The sequence below is a fragment of the Ilumatobacteraceae bacterium genome (assembly GCA_033344875.1).
Lineage (GTDB): Bacteria > Actinomycetota > Acidimicrobiia > Acidimicrobiales > Ilumatobacteraceae > Ilumatobacter.
The window spans coordinates 3,468,969-3,486,011 of record JAWPMO010000001.1 but is presented as its reverse complement, the minus strand read 5'-3'; the positions used below and the strand labels follow the sequence as shown (position 1 = coordinate 3,486,011).

16 protein-coding genes are annotated in these 17,043 nt (G+C 66.6%); 4 read left to right on the top strand and 12 right to left on the bottom strand.

Going from position 1 to position 17,043, the window contains the following annotated elements; genetic code table 11:
• Positions 1-10: 10 nt before the first annotated feature.
• The 6 genes from R8G01_16430 to R8G01_16405 form a co-directional block, all read right to left on the bottom strand.
• A complete protein-coding gene (locus R8G01_16430) occupies positions 11-988 on the bottom strand; it encodes a D-2-hydroxyacid dehydrogenase family protein (protein ID MDW3215588.1) in 978 nt (325 codons plus the stop codon).
• 156 nt (positions 989-1,144) lie between these two features.
• The gene (locus R8G01_16425) at positions 1,145-2,404 is read right to left on the bottom strand and encodes an amidohydrolase family protein (protein MDW3215587.1); all 1,260 of its coding nucleotides are present in this window, start codon (positions 2,402-2,404) and stop codon (positions 1,145-1,147) included.
• Between the two features lie 51 nt (positions 2,405-2,455).
• Positions 2,456-3,130, bottom strand: coding sequence for a class II aldolase/adducin family protein (locus tag R8G01_16420; GenBank protein ID MDW3215586.1), 675 nt, complete (start codon positions 3,128-3,130; stop codon positions 2,456-2,458).
• A gap of 229 nt (positions 3,131-3,359) precedes the next feature.
• Complete coding sequence (locus R8G01_16415; protein MDW3215585.1) at positions 3,360-4,322, bottom strand: NAD(P)-dependent oxidoreductase; 963 nt, start codon at positions 4,320-4,322, stop codon at positions 3,360-3,362.
• 23 nt (positions 4,323-4,345) lie between these two features.
• On the bottom strand, positions 4,346-5,536 hold the full coding sequence (locus R8G01_16410; GenBank protein MDW3215584.1) for an alpha-hydroxy acid oxidase: 1,191 nt from the start codon (positions 5,534-5,536) through the stop codon (positions 4,346-4,348).
• Positions 5,533-6,066, bottom strand: a complete 534-nt coding sequence (locus tag R8G01_16405; protein ID MDW3215583.1) for a hypothetical protein — start codon at positions 6,064-6,066, stop codon at positions 5,533-5,535. Before R8G01_16405 ends, R8G01_16410 begins: the two co-directional genes overlap by 4 nt.
• Positions 6,067-6,224: 158 nt before the next feature.
• On the opposite strand from R8G01_16405, the gene R8G01_16400 reads away from it, so the two are divergent.
• The gene (locus R8G01_16400) at positions 6,225-6,977 is read left to right on the top strand and encodes an SDR family oxidoreductase (protein ID MDW3215582.1); all 753 of its coding nucleotides are present in this window, start codon (positions 6,225-6,227) and stop codon (positions 6,975-6,977) included.
• Here R8G01_16400 and R8G01_16395 read toward each other — a convergent pair.
• From R8G01_16395 to R8G01_16385, 3 genes are read right to left on the bottom strand one after another with little or no spacing between them, the layout of a single operon-like run.
• Positions 6,974-7,621, bottom strand: coding sequence for a TetR family transcriptional regulator (locus R8G01_16395; protein MDW3215581.1), 648 nt, complete (start codon positions 7,619-7,621; stop codon positions 6,974-6,976). The two genes, R8G01_16400 and R8G01_16395, sit on opposite strands and share 4 nt — an antisense overlap.
• Before the next feature lie 12 nt (positions 7,622-7,633).
• Entirely contained in the window at positions 7,634-8,533 is a 900-nt protein-coding gene (locus R8G01_16390; GenBank protein MDW3215580.1) for an SDR family oxidoreductase, read from the bottom strand.
• Between the two features lie 34 nt (positions 8,534-8,567).
• The gene (locus R8G01_16385) at positions 8,568-10,157 is read right to left on the bottom strand and encodes a FadD3 family acyl-CoA ligase (protein ID MDW3215579.1); all 1,590 of its coding nucleotides are present in this window, start codon (positions 10,155-10,157) and stop codon (positions 8,568-8,570) included.
• Between the two features lie 102 nt (positions 10,158-10,259).
• Here R8G01_16385 and R8G01_16380 point away from each other — a divergent pair, with 102 nt between their 5' ends.
• Positions 10,260-11,414, top strand: coding sequence for an acetyl-CoA C-acetyltransferase (locus R8G01_16380; protein MDW3215578.1), 1,155 nt, complete (start codon positions 10,260-10,262; stop codon positions 11,412-11,414).
• A 170-nt stretch (positions 11,415-11,584) separates the two neighbouring features.
• Here the strand turns inward: R8G01_16380 and R8G01_16375 are convergent, their stop codons facing one another.
• A complete protein-coding gene (locus R8G01_16375) occupies positions 11,585-12,148 on the bottom strand; it encodes a hypothetical protein (protein ID MDW3215577.1) in 564 nt (187 codons plus the stop codon).
• A gap of 219 nt (positions 12,149-12,367) precedes the next feature.
• Here R8G01_16375 and R8G01_16370 point away from each other — a divergent pair, with 219 nt between their 5' ends.
• The gene (locus R8G01_16370) at positions 12,368-13,150 is read left to right on the top strand and encodes a GntR family transcriptional regulator (protein ID MDW3215576.1); all 783 of its coding nucleotides are present in this window, start codon (positions 12,368-12,370) and stop codon (positions 13,148-13,150) included.
• Between the two features lie 329 nt (positions 13,151-13,479).
• Complete coding sequence (locus R8G01_16365) at positions 13,480-14,934, top strand: amidohydrolase family protein (protein MDW3215575.1); 1,455 nt, start codon at positions 13,480-13,482, stop codon at positions 14,932-14,934.
• A gap of 37 nt (positions 14,935-14,971) precedes the next feature.
• On the opposite strand, the gene R8G01_16360 is transcribed toward R8G01_16365, so the two are convergent.
• Both R8G01_16360 and R8G01_16355 read right to left on the bottom strand, forming a co-directional pair.
• Positions 14,972-16,213: an MFS transporter gene (locus R8G01_16360; protein MDW3215574.1), complete on the bottom strand. Its 1,242-nt coding sequence runs from the start codon at positions 16,211-16,213 to the stop codon at positions 14,972-14,974.
• Positions 16,203-16,985, bottom strand: coding sequence for a hypothetical protein (locus R8G01_16355; protein ID MDW3215573.1), 783 nt, complete (start codon positions 16,983-16,985; stop codon positions 16,203-16,205). Before R8G01_16355 ends, R8G01_16360 begins: the two co-directional genes overlap by 11 nt.
• Between the last annotated feature and the right edge of the window lie 58 nt (positions 16,986-17,043).

The window sequence follows — 17,043 nt, the reverse complement described above, 5'->3', positions numbered from 1 at the left end:
CCGCCCCCACTCATCCTGACGGCATCGGCACGATCCGCACGGGCGCGCCACGGACCCACGCCGCGACATCCTCGGCGATCTCGTCGTAGAAGAGCCGATAGAGCCCGTCGGTGACATATCCGAGGTGCGGTGTCAGCACGACGTTGTCGAGTTGTCGGAGCGGATGGTCGCCCGACAACGGTTCGGCGTCGAAGACGTCGAGCGCGGCGGTCGCGATCCGCCGATCGCGCACGGCCGCGACCAGCGCACGCTCGTCGACGATCGGGCCGCGTGAGGTGTTCACGAGGATCGACGTCGGCTTCATCATCGCCAGCTCGCGCTCGCCCACCGCCCCGACGGAACGCTCCGAGAGCACGAGGTGGATGCTGAGGACGTCGGAGCGCTCGAACAACTCGGAGCGCTCCACCGCCGTCACGCCGACCGAGCGGGCCAGCTCCGGGTCGAGATGCTCGCTCCACGCGATGACGTGCATACCGAACGCGATCCCCACGCGCGCCACCAGCTGGCCGATCCGACCGAGTCCGAGCAGACCGAGGGTACGACCAGCGAGCTCGGTGCCGATGGTGTGCTGCCATCCGCCGGCGCGGATGGCGGCGTGCTCGTTGGGCACCCGGCGCGCGGCCGCCAGGATCAGGGCCCATGTCAGTTCGGATGTCGGTGTCACGTAGCCGCCGGTACCGCACACGACGACTCCACGCTCGACGGCCGCAGCGACATCGATCGCAGCGTTCGTCGGACCGGTCGTCACGAGCAGTCGGAGCGCAGGCAGCATGTCGAGGAGCGGAGCGTCGATCGTCGTTCGTTCCCTCATGGCCACGACGACGTCGGCATCGGCGAGGCGACCGGCGAGTTCGGCTCGATCGTCGATGTGGTCCTCGATCGACTCGACGGACACGTCACCCGGGATCGTGTCCCAACGACCGAATCGGGAAGCGGCTCGTTGATAGTCGTCGAGCACGACGAGCCGAAGCGCGGATGGCTGACTCATCACGACACCGCTGGTCGGCCGGACATCTTCATCGCCCGGTCCGACCTGTTCATCGATGAGGGACGATCCCGTGCGATCCGCGCCGTGCCGACGGGCCGTCGTTGCGTCCGAACAGCACGCGATGTCGCCGGGTCGGAGCACATCGGTGCGGGATCCTCAGAACGAGTTCGGGTCTGCGATGACGGCGTCCGGGATCTCGAGCCCGTACAACTCGGCCGCATTGCGCCACGTGATTCGCTCGATGTCATCGGCCGGCAGATCGCCGATCTCGCGGTGGATGACTACCTGGGTGCGGGGCCATGTCGAGTCGCAGTGCGGATAGTCGGACTCGACGAGAATGTTCTCGACCCCGATCCGCTCGCGCTGCACGAACGCCGACGGATCCTCGACCGCGCAGAACCAGAAGTTGCGCTTGAGTACCTCGGCCGGCGTCAGGTCGCCCTTCCACGTCCCGTACATCTCGTGGTACGACAGCATGTGGTCGAGACGGTCCATCAACCCGGCGACCCAGCCGATGCCTCCCTCGGACATGCAGATCTTGAGATCGGGATGCCTGACCGGAGCCAGCGAGTAGAGCCAGTCGACGGCGGCGTTCATGGCGTAGGCGAAGAAGAGCACACCGACGACGTCGGGTGGCGCGTCGGCCGACGTCGCCGGCGATTGACCCGATGAGCCGATGTGGAGGTTGATGACCGTGCCCGTCTCGGCGCACGCCTGCAAGACGGGCTCCCAGTGGCCGCTGTGGATCGACGGCAGACCGAGCTTGTCCGGCGCCTCGGAGAACGTGACCGCCTTGAAACCCCGCTCGGCGTTCTCGCGAATCATGTCGGCTCCGACCTGTGGGTCGAGCAACCACGGCAGCTGGCACGGGACGATCCGGTCGGGGTACGGGCCCGCCCACGCGTCGAGGTGCCAGTCGTTCCAGGCCCTCACGGAGGCCATCGCGAGGTCTCGGTCGTCGGTCGACAGCTGGAGCCGTTGACCGGCGAAGCCGGGAAGGAACGACGGGAAGTTGACGGACGCATAGACACCGTTCACGTCCATGTCGGCGATGCGGGCGTCGATGTCCCAGGCGCCTCGGCGCATCTCGTCGAACCGAGCCGGCTCGAATGTGTACTCGGAGACCGGGCGGCCGACGACAGCGTTGAACCCGACGTTGGGGAATGCTTGCCCGTCGTAGACCCACGACTCGGAACCATCGTCGGAGGTGACGATCTTGGGACCGCGGTCGATGAACTTCTGGGGCAGGCGTCCTTCGAACGTGTCCGGCGGCTCGACGATGTGATCGTCAGCCGAGATGACCAGATAGCGACGATCAGCTCGCTCGGGTTCGGGGAGCCAGGTGACCGAGCGTTCGTCTCCGGTCTTGGCGGACGTGAACGAGAGATCTGCTGCGAGTTCGTCGAGGGATTTCATCAGTGGCGTTCCTTTGCTTGGGCGGTCGGGGGCAGTGTCGGTCGGCGATGGTCAGACGAGGACGTCGGGCTCTTCACGGATCAGCTGTCGTGCGAGCCCGTCGAAGAACACATCCGATCCTCGTTCGAGCAGGGATGTCTTCATTCCCGCGACCAGTCCGAGATCGAGTTCGGTCGGAGATGCTCCCGCCAGCCGGATGTCGAGCGTCATCCGGCACACGCGGTCGATGCTCGCCGCCCGATACGTGGCCTCCTCGATCGTCGGTCCCGTCACGATGATGCCGTGACCGCTCAGCAGCACGACCGACGACGAGCCGATGCGCTCTGCGAGATCGGCACCCAACTCCGCCGTGTCGACCTCACCGGTGTACTCGTCGACGAAACCGACGTCGTCGGCGAACATGCTCGCGGTCTGGTTCGCGATCGCCGGGAGGGCACCGATCGCAGCCAGCACGCAGACGTAGTACGGGTGGTTGTGGATCACGACGCGTGCGTCGGGTCGCCGACGATGCAGTTCGGTGTGGATGTGAACTGCCGGGGTCACGTCCCAGCGGCCGGCCACGACCCGCCCGTCGGTATCGATCTCGCAGATGTCGGAGGCACCGATCTCGCGCCACCACAGCCCCCACGGGTTGATGAGCATCGTGTCGGAACCGGGTCGCTGCCAGGTGATGTGGCCGGCGATGTTCTCGGCGAATCCTTCGCGCGCGAGCCAGCGGAACGACATCGCCAATTTCTGTTCGTCGGTGAGCTCGCGCCCAATGCCTGGCACGACCCGAGGCGCCCAGGTTTCGTATCCACCTCGGCGCTCCGTCCGATCCGGTGCATCAGCTGTCGTCATGTCGTCCTCCTGCTGCGGCTGCCGAACCCTCGCTCATCATCTATCTCTTCACGATCATTGCGAGTTTCGGCCGCGATGTCAAAACGCGGCGCCGACGCGCCCCGCGAACCGAGACTCACTCGGCGTCGAACGACACCTCGTTGTGCATTCGGGACCCGGCGGCGAAGCGACGCAAGTTCTCGCTCGTCAAGTCGAGGACGCGGGAGATCGCCACCTCAGGGGCGCTCGAGCAGTGAGGCGAGATGCGCGCTCCCGAGCCCCACAGCTCGTCGTCCGGCGGCAGCGGCTCCACCCGGGTGACATCGAGCGCGACACCCCCGAGGTGGCCGCTCGCCAGCGCATCGGTGAGCGCCGACTCGCACACGGCCGAACCTCGCCCGACGTTGCAGAAGAAGGTCCCCGGTCGCATCTCCGCGAACCGCCTCGCATCGAACAATCCGTCGAGGTCCGGATGTCCGGGGAGCGCCACCAGCACGGCATCGGCCCAGGCCAGCCCGGCATCGAGTTCGTCGAACGTGATGACGGAGACATCGGGCACGTCCATGCTCACGGAACGACGCACCGCTCGCAGTTCCACCTGGAACGGAGCAAGCCGCGTGGCCACGGCCCGGTTGATCGCGCCGAAACCGACCAGCAGGATCTTGCTGCCCTGCAGTGGGCGACCGTACAGCGGGTCCCACCGATGGCCGAGCTGCAGGTCTGCGAGCTCGGGAAGCCGCTTCCACTGCTCGAGGAGTCGGGCGACCACGAATTCCGCGATCTCGGGCGACGATGTCCCGGCCGCCGTCGTGAGCCGGATGTCAGCAGTCGCGAGCGCTGCGGTGTCGACATGATCGATGCCGGTCGTGATCATCTGCACCCACGCCAAACGAGGAAGTTCGCCGATCAGTTCGGAAGGGTCACCGAGCACCACTGCGACATCCACCGCATCGAGGCGGTCACGCCCGATGCCGGACAGCGACGCCAACGGACGATCGAAGCATTCGATCACGTCGGCCGCCTCAGGCAGGTTGGTACGCAACCGCTCGACGTCGTCGTCGCACCGCTCGGACGAACCGTGTACCGACGACGGGTACATCAGCGCAATGGTGTGGCCCGGGCTCACCGCCGCATGGCCGATGGCTCGTTCGATCGTGGCTCGGGGCACCGCTGAATCCACTCACCCGAGAGTTGGCGAACGCTCGGACAACCAGCGAGCCTCATGTCGCGTGCGAGCCCGTCCACGAGCACCGACCAGACCGCCTCGACACCCTGCTCTCCGCCGACGCCGAGACCGTAGAGATACGGCCGCCCGATCGCCACCGCTCGCGCGCCGAGCGCCAACGCCTTGACGACGTCGGTGCCACGTCGAACCCCGCCGTCGAGTACCACCTCGACCGAGTCACCGACCTCGGCCACGACAGCGGGGAGCGCTTGCAACGTTCCCATCGCCGAGCCGAGCTGGCGCCCGCCGTGATTCGATACGACCACGACATCGGCGCCGAGTTCGACCGCCCGTCGTGCATCGCGCGGATCCAGCACACCCTTCACGACCAGCGTTCCGCCCCAGCGTTCGCGGAGCCGTTCGACGTCGGGCCAGCCGGGGGGCGATTCGAACATCCCCGCCGCCATGTCCGACGCAGCGCGCCGGTCACGGGCCGCTCCGGGATCGCTCGCATTCCCCATGTCCATCGGCAGCCCGGCACGGAGAAAACGGCCGAGCCATCGCGGATGCCGCATCAGCTGTGGCAGGAGTCTGGCGACCGTCCCGACGTCGCGCTCCATCGGATACGAGATCCCGTGCGCGAGGTCACGTTCGCGATTGCCGACCACCGATGTGTCGAGCGTGATCACGAGGCCGGTGAACCCTGCCGTCTCGGCGCGGGCGACGAGTTGGTCTGCGCCCGCTCGCCCGCCGAGGAAGTAGAGCTGGAACCACTTGGGGCCCGACGCTGCGAGCGCGATTGTTTCGAGCGAGTGCGTCGAGAAGGTACTGAACATCGCCAACGTGCCCCGTCGCGACGCCACCCGCGCGACGGCGAGCTCCCCATCGGGGTGGACGAGCCCGGTGAGACCACACGGCGCGAAGACGACAGGGGCCGCGAGCGGGTTGCCGTGCAACGTGGTCGTCAGGTCGGCGCGGTCGAACTCGACCCCGACGCGCTGGCTCACCGACCAACCCTCGAACGCTTCACGATTCCGACGCATCGTGACCTCGTCGTCGCTCCCGCCGTCCACGACGTCGAACACAGACGACGGCAGCGCCCGTCGTGCACGCCGCCGGGCATCGGTCACCGAGATGAACGGCTTCACTCCAGACCGCCCGAGTGTTCGAATTTCGCGATCTCCCGCTCCAGCACGTCGATCGAGCGGGCGACGACGGCGCCTTCGGCCCGGACGCGGTTCGCAAGATCGTCGAGGTCCAGGAACTCGAGCATCTCGGGAAGTCGATCGCGCAACCGACCCAGCACCCATCGCAGCGGATCGCCCTCGGCGATGTCATCGAGCCGAACGACGGTGTTGCTACCGATCGAGTGACGGATGTAGTGGTAGTGCGGCTCGTTCTCGAAGCAATCGAAACGAAGGTGCTCGCGGCGATCGGCGGCATCGAGCACATGCACCGACAAGCCGCTGTCCTGCAAACCCTCGACCTCGTCGATCTCGGCCAGCTGGTCGGACCCCGACGCGTGCTCGCGCACGGCGTCCCCCGACAGCCAACGCGCCTCTGCGATGAACAGCAGCGGCCCCGCATCGATCTCCAGACACCGTTCCGGATCGATCGGGATCGGCATCACGGTGTAGTCACGACCGAGCCGATACGCCTCGACCCCGTCGCTCCCCATGTTGTGCCCCCTTGTCGAATCTGACGCCGCGCCAGTTTCGCCAAGCGGCGGGACCGGATGCAAGTCCAGCCGGCACACGGAATTCGAGCACAGCGAAACGCCCGCGCGAGCATGCGATGGGTTCGGCGTGTGCGCCGGACGCAGACCGAAGGAGCATCGTGACCAGATTCACCGATCAATGCGTCGTCGTCACCGGGGGTGCCTCTGGCATCGGACGGGCGACCGCCACGCGTATCGCCGCAGAAGGGGGCCGGGTCGCGATCCTCGACGTCGCCGACCTTGGCGGGAGCAGCACCGTCTCCGACATCGAACGCAACGGCGGCTCGTCGATCGCGATCGAATGCGACGTCGCTGACGCCGACGCCGTGCCACGATCGATCGCTGCCGCCGTCGAGTGGGGCGGACGATTGGACGCTCTCGTGAACTGCGCCGGAACCGGCTTCCACCGTCGGGTGCAGGACACGTCGCGGTCCGAACTGGAACGGGTGATGGCCGTCAACTTCACGGGTTCGTTCGCCACGTGTCAGGCCGCGCTCGGGGCACTCGGCGAGACGCAGGGTTCGATCGTCAACGTCGCCTCCGCCGCGGCGTTACGGGGCAGCGCCTACCTCACGGCATACAGCGCGTCGAAAGGGGCGATGGTGGCCTTCACCAAGTCGCTCGCCGTCGAGATCGGAGAAACCGGGGTGCGCGCGAACTGTGTGTGTCCCGGCGGAGTCGACACACCGCTGTTGCGGCTGTTCGCTCCACCCGAAGATGCCAACGAGGTGCTCCTCGGACGGTCCGCCGGCGTCACCGGTCGAATGTCCACGCCCGAGGAGATCGCAGCAAGTATCGCGTTCCTGGCGTCGAACGAGGCGTCCCAGATCACGGGAGCGGTCTTGGTCGTCGACGGCGGTTCGATCGCCTAGGAGTCGTCGACCAAGGTCCGGACCAAGATGGTGGTCAGCGTGGACTTCAGATCGTCGAGCGTGGTTCCCTTTCGGGCGAACACATCCTCGTACGCGAACAGCCGCTCGATCATGCCGAGCATCGCCCCGCCCGTCGCGAACGGGACGAGACCGGAGAACTCGCCATCGCGGTGCACCAACGCGCCCAACGCTTCGGCCATCGGGATGCTCGACCGGCTTCGAATCCGCTGATATCGCGGGTCACCCTCCTCAGCTTTCAGATTGCGGACTCGCAGGACGCCGCGGTACTCGCTCCAGAAATGGTGGTACCTGTCGATGAAGTCGCGCACGAGGTCACGACCGTCGGCGCCCACCCACGCCTCGGTGACGAACTCGAGCAGCGCTCGTTCCCGTTCCCCCGCCTCGGCGGCGAGGGCCAAAATGGCGTCATCCATGTCGGTGAAGTACTGGTAGAAGGTCGCCGACGACGTTCCCGCGGCCCGGCTCACCTCGACGACCTTGAGATCGACCACGCCGTGCAGTTCGAGGAGTCGCGCCGTTTCGTCGAGGAGGCGACGTCGGGTGATCTGTGCCCGTCGCCCGATCGCACGACCGTCGACGGCCTGATCACCTGGTCGCAGCGGGTCGCTCGGCACCGCGCTCACCTGACCCGTTGCTCATCCACCGTAGACCGGCGCCGGATCGGGGGCGTCATCGATCAAGCCGGTCACGATCGGGCCGATCTCCTCGGGCGTCAATCGCCGTCCCCGGTCGACCGGGTTCCCGTGCTGCCATCCGTCGACCACGGAGATCTCACCGCCGGCGACTTCGAAGATTCGACCAGTGACGTCGCACCTCCCGGAGCCCAACCAGACGACCGCCGGACTGGTGTTGGCCGGATCCATCGCGTCGAAACCGGCGTCGGGACGGCGCATCATGTCCGCGAACGCCGTTTCCGTCATCCGACTCCTCGCGGACGGCGCGATCCCGTTCACGAGAATGCCGTACCGGTGGAGTTCAGCGGCGGCACACACCGTGAACGTGGCGATCCCGGCTTTCGCCGCCGAGTAGTTGGCCTGTGACACGCTGCCGAAGAGTCCCGCTCCCGACGACGTGGTGACGATTCGGGCCATGGGGTCGTTGCCGGCCTTCGACTCGCGACGCCAGTGATCGATCGCATGCCGCACCGGGCAGAACGTGCCGCGCAGGTGGACGCGCATCACCGCGTCCCACTCGTCGACGCTCATGTTGACGAGCATCCGGTCGCGGACGATGCCTGCATTGCAGACCAGTGTGTCGAGACGACCCCATCGGTCGAGAGCCTGCTGCACGAGCGCGCCCGCCTCGTCCCAGTCGCTGACGTCGTGGCCGCTGACGATCGCTTCACCGCCGGCGGCCTCGATCTGATCGACGACGTCCGCCGCGGGAGACCGGTCACGCCCCTCACCCGTCAGGCTGGCACCGATGTCGTTCACCACGACCCGTGCGCCCGCCTCGGCGAACGTCAACGCATGAGCTCGACCGAGCCCCCGGCCGGCACCGGTCACGATCACGACCCGATCGTCGCAGATTCCCATTCCTACTTCCTTCCTGGAGTTGCGTGACGCTCGATCATCCGCTGGCTCCGCTCGCAACAGCGCGGAGTTCGTACTTGAGCACCTTGCCGCTCGCATTCGTCGGGAGCGACTCCACGACGTGGAATGCCCGCGGCACCTTGAAGTTCGCCATTCGCGTCCGGCACCACTCGGTCAACTCGGTCGCCTCGAGGAGCGCTCCCGCCCTCGGGACGACGTAGGCGTTTCCGACCTCGCCGAGGCGCCGGTCGGGCACACCGACCACAGCGGCGTTTGCGATATCCGGGTGGGCGAGCAGACCGTTCTCGACCTCGGCCGGATAGACGTTGAATCCGCCCACGATGAACATGTCCTTTTTCCGATCGGTGATCGACAGGTAGCCCCGATCGTCCATGGTGCCGATGTCGCCGGTGTGCAGCCAACCGTTCTCATCGATCGCTTGGGCAGTCGCCTCCGGATCATCGAGGTAGCCGATCATCACGTGGTAGCCGCGACAGACGACCTCACCCGGTTCGCCGCGCGGCACCTCACGACCCGCCTCGTCGACGACCGACACCTCGGTGTCGGGAATTGCGCGACCCGACGTGGTCGCGATCGTCTCGGCATCGTCATCGGGTCGACAGATGCTCACGGTTCCCGTCGCCTCGGTGAGACCGTACGCCGAGACGACGGTGTCGTACGACATCTCCGACCGCATCCGTCGGATCAGCTCGACGGGGATGTTCGCCGCGCCGGTCACCGCGAGCCGCAACGACGACAGTCGGTGAACATCGCGGTCCGGGTGGTCGAGCATCGACAGGTGGATCGTCGGCGCTCCCGGGAGCACGGTGATCGACTCCGATTCGATTCGCTCGAAGACGCGCTCGACGTCGAACACGGGCTCGGGGAACATGGTGGCCCCTTGGAGCATGCAGGCGAGGATGCCGGCCTTGTAGCCGAACGAATGAAAGTACGGGTTCACCATCAGGTAGCGATCGCCCCGCTCGAGCCCGACCGTGTCCGCCCATGCCTGGAAGACCCGCAGGTTCTGCGCGTGCGTGGTCATCACACCCTTCGGTCGACCGGTCGTCCCCGACGTGAAGAGCACGTCGGAAACGTCGTCCGGCTCGACCGACTCCATCCGCTCGTCGAGGAGGCGCGTCGACACCGAGCTGCTCTCGGCGAGGAAGTCGGACCACGTGGAGGTGCCGGACGGCGCGTGACCGTTCATGACCACGATTCGCTCGAGCCTGTCGAGTTCGCGGCCCGCACCCCTCAGTTCGGCGACATAGTCGTTGCCGAGGAAGCCGGTGACCGTGAACAACAACCGAGCGCCACTCCGGTCGATGATCTCGGCGGCTTCGGCACCTCGGAACCGGGTGTTGACCGGCACGAGCGAAGCTCCGATCGAGACGCACCCGAGAGCGGAGACGATCCATTCTCGACTGTTCGGCGCCCAGATCGCGACGCTGTCGCCTCGCTCGATCCCGGCCGAGACGGCGGCACCTGCCGCCTCGTCGATCCGATCGGCGAGGTGGGCGAAGGTCCACCGCTGGGCGTCGTCCACCACGGCTTCGAGGTCACCGAACCGAATTCGGGCGGCTCGCACCATGCGGCCGACCGTGCCGAACTCCAGATCTGGCCGCATGGTGGCGACTCTAACATCGCGATCTGACCGCCCGTCAGAACGGAATGAGGCGAATCTGACGCGGCATCAGGTTTGTCGCGAGGGAACAGTACGCTCGGCGACATGCCAGAGGCCTACATCATCGACGCAGTCCGCACCCCGGTCGGTCGGCGCGGCGGCGGACTCGCCGAGATCCACCCGGCAGATCTCGGCGGTCATTCCATCGCGGCGCTCATCGATCGTACGGGGATCGATCCGGGAACCGTCGATGACGTGATCCTGGGCAATGTCGACTCGATCGGGCCACAGGCCGGATGTATCGCACGGACCGCCTGGCTGGCGGCCGGACTGCCCGATCACGTCCCGGGAACGACGGTCGACCGCCAGTGCGGTTCGGCACAGCAGGCGGTCCACTTCGCCTCGCAGGCGGTGATGAGCGGCACGATGGAACTGGTCGTCGCCGGCGGTGTCCAGAACATGTCGATGATTCCGATCTCTGCCGCGATGACCGCCGGCCAGGCGCTCGGCTTCGACGACCCGTTCACCGGGTCGACCGGCTGGACCACTCGATACGGCAGTGGCGACGTGAGCCAGTTCACCGGCGCCGAGATGATGGCGGACCGCTGGGAGATCAGCCGCCGGCAGATGGAGGACTTCGCTGTCGAGTCACACCGCCGGGCCATCGACGCACGGTCATCCGGCCGATTCGAGGCCGAGATCGCGCCGATCGCAGGGGTGTCGGACGACGAGGGCCCACGAGAGCCCGACATCGAACGCATCCGCTCACTGCGTACCCTCGTCGAGGGCGGCCGCATCACGGCCGCGACGTCGAGCCAGATCTCGGATGCATCCGCAGCCCTGCTGATCGCGGGTGAGCGAGCAGTCGAACGGTATGGCCTCGAACCTCGGGCGCGCATCCATCACCTCTCCGTGATGGCAGACGATCCGATCATGATGTTGTCCGCACCGATCCCTGCGACGAAGCGAGCGCTCGAGCGGACCGGGCTGACACCGGACGACATCGATCTGGTCGAGATCAACGAGGCCTTCGCCCCGGTCGTCCTCGCGTGGCTGGCCGAGACCGGTTTCGACCACGAGCGGGTCAACGTCAACGGCGGAGCGATCGCGTTGGGGCACCCGCTCGGCGCCACCGGCGCCCGCCTCATGACCACGTTGCTCCACGAACTCGAGCGGACCGGTGGGCGGTTCGGACTCCAGACCATGTGCGAGGGCGGAGGCCAGGCGAACGTCACGATCATCGAGAACCTCCGCCGCTGACGAACGCCGCGCCGGCGCGCTCGACGTGTCGACGGCGGTGTTCGTTCGCGACGGCGGTCAGCTGATCGAGGCCGCTTCGGGAACCAGTCCTCTCCGATGAGCTCGGCCGGGATCAGCCCACCCGGGACCATGCCGACGGTCGGGACGCTCGGGTCGCGCCCGCGCTCACCTCAACTGACCCCATCGAGCTCTGGAAACAGCGACCGGTACTCATCGGACAGGTCGGCCGTCTCGACGCGCACGAAGTCGGTCTGATCGACGCCGCCGTAACCGTCTTCGCCGAGGAGGCGGCCATCGTCGTCGAACGGCCACAGGACCAGAGCCCGATAGCGCACGATGTAGTGCGCATCCAGTTCGGGGACCGCGTAGCCGAACTCGGCGGCGACCGGTCCGTGCTGGTACGCGCGAATGAAACCCTCGGTGACGATGGTGTCATCGTCGACGACGATCCGCTCGATGTCGTACTCGAGAACGCCCCGCCGTGCCGCGACCAGGTCGGTGTAGTAGCGAGCGACGGCATCCCGTCCTTTGGGACCCGTGTCCCGACCGCTCCCCCACAGGTGGTACTCCGGTTCGTCCACGAGGGTCGCCATGAGTCCGTCGAGATTGAGGTCGGCTTCGGCGATCAGGTGGGCATGCAGGACCTGCAACATCTTGCGGTGTCGCTCGTTCGTCGTTCCATCGATCCGCTCCTCGACGCGCCTCGCGCTCAGCATCCGATCCAACATCATCATGACCTCCCTGGCACCCCAATAAATGAAATCATCTATATGTTAGTCGCGGACAAGTGTCGAGTCGAGGGCCAGCACCGGGTCGAATCCACGGCGTCGACCCAGCGGACGTTCGAGTGGATGGGCATCTCAACCCCATCGCGAGCGACGCGGTAGCATCATTGCTATGAGTTCAACTTCGCTCCGGAGCCCTTCGGCACGTCACACGAGGATGACGTCGCAGTGACCAACTCCAGCCCGGATGTCCGGGCTCAGCTCCGCCAGCCCCGGATCGCCGAGATGGTCGCAGATGTACTGCGCAAGCGGATCATCTCGGGCGAGCTCCCCGACAACTCGACGCTTCCCAAGCAGGAAGAACTGATCGACGAGTTCAACGTCTCGAAGCCGTCGGTGCGAGAAGCGCTGCGGATTCTCGAGACCGAAGGCCTCATCACCGTGCTGCGCGGCAACACCGGCGGCGCCGTCGTGCATGTGCCCCGGAGCGGGAGTGCCGCGTACATGCTGGGATTGGTGCTCCAGGCCAAGCACGTGAAGCTCCGAGACCTCGGCGCGGCCCTCAAGTACATCGAGCCCCTGTGCAGCTCGCTCTGTGCGATGCGCGACGATCGAGCGGAAACGGTCGTGCCCCGCCTGCGCGAACGGCATGAGGCGGCGATCGCTCTTCGCGACACAGATCCCGTCGGGTTCACTGATGCGATGCGCGATTTCCACGAAGAGATGGTGGCGCATTGCGGCAACGAGACGATGATCCAGCTCGTGGGCGCGCTCGAATCGCTCTGGACGTCCCACGAACGGCAGTGGGCGCGCAAACGCGCCTCGGACGGCGACTTCCCGCAGCCTCCGGTCCGCTCGACCTCGCTCAAGGTCCACGCCAAGATGATCGATCTCATCGAACAGGGGAAGGCCGATGCCGTGGAAAAACTGGCCCGCCAACACCTCGAGGAGTCGATCTTCTACGCGTCCAGCGACGGCGACAGGCCGATCGACGCCGACAGCTTGAAGTAGTCGCCGCCCACCCGTCCGTCGCACCGGTCGGTCCGCTCCGGCGGTGACCGACCGCGACGAAACCGTCGGACGTCGACGCGACGGCACCCACCAGCCGGCACGGCGCTCGGCTTCCACGGCCGACGGTGACCAGGCAGCCGGGAGCGCCCCGAGGGGTCGAGCGGCCCGGCACGTGCTGCGCGGGTGGTCGTGCGTCCGCGGGTGGTCGTGCGTCGCTCAGGCTTGCCCGTGGGTGGTTCGCGCAGGCGCTCGGTGATCAATTCGACCACCTCTTCTCTTATTGCTAAGATTCAGAAGATAAGCACATCCACGAAGGGGAATGGGGAAACATGAGCTCTACCAGCGCCGCCGAGATCCGGCGTCGGCTCGGCCACCCGATCATCGACGCCGACGGCCATTTCGTCGAGATCGGTCCGATCCTCCACGACCAGATCGTCACCTACGTCGAAGAACACGGAGGGACCGAACTCCGGGATCTCTACCTCGCCGGTGCCGCTGCTCCGATCGACACGGCGGTGAACCTCGCCGACCGACAGGACCCGTCCATCCGCGAACGTTGGAGAGCGATGCCGTCCTGGTGGGGCTGGCAATGCGAGAACACCTACGACCGGGCGAGCATGCACCTCCCCTCGCTCCTGAACGAGCGGCTCGATGAGTTCGGTCTCGACTACGCCCTCATCTACCCCTCGATGAGCTTGTCGTTCCTCGACTTGCTCAATGCAGAACTGGCCGCGATCGTCTGCCAGGCGGTCAACGAAATGCACGCCCGGACCTTCGCCCCGTATCGCGACCGGATGACGGTCGGAGCGCTCGTGCCGATGAGCACCCCGGACATCGCGGTCGCCGGACTCGAGCACGCGGTCGGCCTCGGCTTCAAGACCGCGGTCATCGCCGGTTCGGTGAAACGCCCGATCCCAGCAGTTCACGCCGCGGATCCGAGCCTCGACACCATCGCGTACCGGCTCGACACCTTCGGTATCGACAGCGAGTACGACTACGACCCGTTCTGGCGGGCCTGTGTGCATCACGGCATCAGCCCCGTTTCACACAGTTCGCTGCAGGCCCACCGGGTCACCCGGTCGATCTCGAACTACGTGTACAACCACGTCGGTGGCCTCGCCGCGATGCACGAATCGCTCTGCAAGTCGTTGTTCATGGGTGGCGTCACGCACCGTTTCCCCGAGCTCAGAGTGGGCTTTCTCGAAGGCGGAGTCGGGTGGGCGTGCAGCCTGTACAGCGACATGCTCGGCCACTGGGAGAAGCGCAACGCCGGCCAGATCGGTCAGCTCGACCCCGACACCCTCGACGTCGATGCCCTCATGAACTATGTGGACAAGTACGGCGACCAGGAGATGCACGACAAGGCCGCCGAGATCAGAGCCTTCTTCTCTCGGCCCGCCGCCCGGCCGGTGATGCTGGACGAGTTCGAGCCGGCTCACATCTCCAAGCCGGAAGACCTTCGGGACAAGTTCGTGCCGCGCTTCTTCTTCGGTTGTGAGGCCGACGACCCGCTCATCGCCTGGGCGTTTCGCGATGACGTCAACCCGTTGGGCGCCAAGCTCCAGCCGCTGTTCGGTTCGGACATCTCTCACTGGGACGTGCCGGACATGACCGAACCGGTCGAGGAGGCCTATGAACTGGTCGAACACGGTCTCGTGACGGGCGATCAGTTCCGCGAGTTCATGTTCGAGAACGCGATCAAACTCCACGCCTCATCCAACCCGAAGTTCTTCGAAGGGACCGCTGTCGAGGCGGAGGCCGCCAAGGTCATCGCGACCATGTGATCCCAACCCGTCCCCCCGGCGACCGACGCCCCGATCGTCACTGCGACGGTTGGGGCGTCGTCGCGTCCCCCCGCACCGCGAGCCAACCGCCCGCCCACGCAACGGGAATGATCACGAGCAACGTGGTCACCCGCACGCCGAACGGGGTCGCGAGTGCGCCGTCCACGATGCCGGCAATCGGGCGCGAGCCCATGAACGAGATCGCCCAGAGTGCCATTAGACGACCGTGTTCGTCGGCAGGTGTCGTCCGCTGGATCCTCGTCAGCGACGCCGTGGTCAAGGCGATGAACGAGCAGCCTGCGGCGAACATGGCGACGAGGGCGAACCACAGCGCGCTACTGACCGCGAACGCACCCATCGAGACGACCAGCGCCAACGCCGTACGACCCAGTCCGCGATCCGATGCGAGGGGGCGACCCGACACGAACAACGCGGCAACGACGGCACCGCAGCCGAACACGCCGACGATCCAACCCACCAAGGTGTCGGAGCGCTCGAAGATCTCGGTGGCGAACTCGGGTGACAGGGTCGTCACCGGGTCGACAGCGAACGACGCTGCCGTTGCGACCACGAAGACTCGGGCGATCGATGAGCGGGCCGCCACCGAACGAACCGTGTCGCGCAGCCGCGCCCGCCTGCGGTCCGGCCGGCCGGGTCGTTCGCTCGGCTTGACGACCATCAGGGCGCAAGCAAGCGCGACGAACGACAGCGCGTTGATCGCGAACGCCGCGCTGACCCCGAACGCGGAGACAACGACGGCACCGAGGACAGGTCCGATGGCGCGCGCCGTGTTGAACGTGGCCACGTTGAGAGCCACCGCGGCACCGACGCAGTCGTCGGGGACGAGCTGCGGCACGAGCGACAGCATCGCCGGCACGCTGAACGCCTGCGCGAGTCCGAGCGCCAGTGCCACGACGACGATCAGCGGAATGCTGGCCTGATCTGCTGCAGATGCAGCCGCGAGTATGAGCGTGATCGCGGCTGCGACCGATTGAGTACCCAGGAGCAGCCGGCGTCGATCCCAACGGTCGGCGGCGACTCCGGCCCAGGGTCCGACCACGAAGACCCCGAGGAACTGGGCCGCGTTGACGACGCCGACCAGGAAAACCGACCCGGTGAGGCGGTACACCAGCAGTGTCTGCGCGATGTTCTGGAACCACGTGCCGCAGGTCGAGAGCAGCGTGCCGATCAGGTAGGGCGTGAAGTTCGGTTCGAGGAGCGCGAGTCGGAGCGGGCCTGGACGACGACGCGGCGAAGCGAGCGCAGGCTCAGGCGCCATCGGCCGTCGGTCGACCGCCTCGCGCGAGCGCGGTCTCGAGCAACGGCTCGCTGTCGCGGGCGTACACCTGCCACGAGACATCCCGCCGGAAGTTCACGAATCGGTGCCCATCCTGTCCGCCGACGAGGGCGTATCGGACATCACCCGGGATCGACAGTGCGCTCATGGGCCCGAAGTGGTGTGAACCCATCGACAGTTCGCCTTCGAGCAGGAGGATGATCTCGTCCTGGCTGTGGTGGTGGGCCTTGCCACGCGACTCGTCGCTCGGCGGCGCCGTGACCTGCAGCAGTTGTGCGCGACAGTGATCGCACGTGCCGTCCGCGAACCAGACGGCATGGACGTTCTCGCGTGCGCCCGACACGTGCGTGCCCTCCGGTCCGATGACATGAACGCTGTTCATCGGCTCGCCGGGATCGCCCAGTGGCCCGCCGAGAGCCGGTCCGTCGGTGTGTGATCCGAAGTGAGCGAGCTTGGCCCGCTCGACGACGGTCAGACGTGCTGCGGCGCCGTGTTCGACGATCACGGCGCCGCCGGAGCCGACCTGTCGGTCGTCGACCTCGACGATTCCGTCGAGGACGTAGAGCGCGTCGTCGGAATGCGGAGTGGTCCACTCGATCGAACCACCGGCTTCGAACTCCGCGAGACACAACCACAGCGAATACCCGGGCGGGCTGAGCAACCGGGCCTCGACGAGTCCCGACACGGCGCGTTCCACCGGGTACTCCGGCGCTGCCGGCACGTCGGAAGCTGCGATGCTGGTCCACTTCGTCACGCGAAACACCCGTCGTTCTCGGAACGCCCCAGCGTCGGCCACGACGCGAGACGAATCC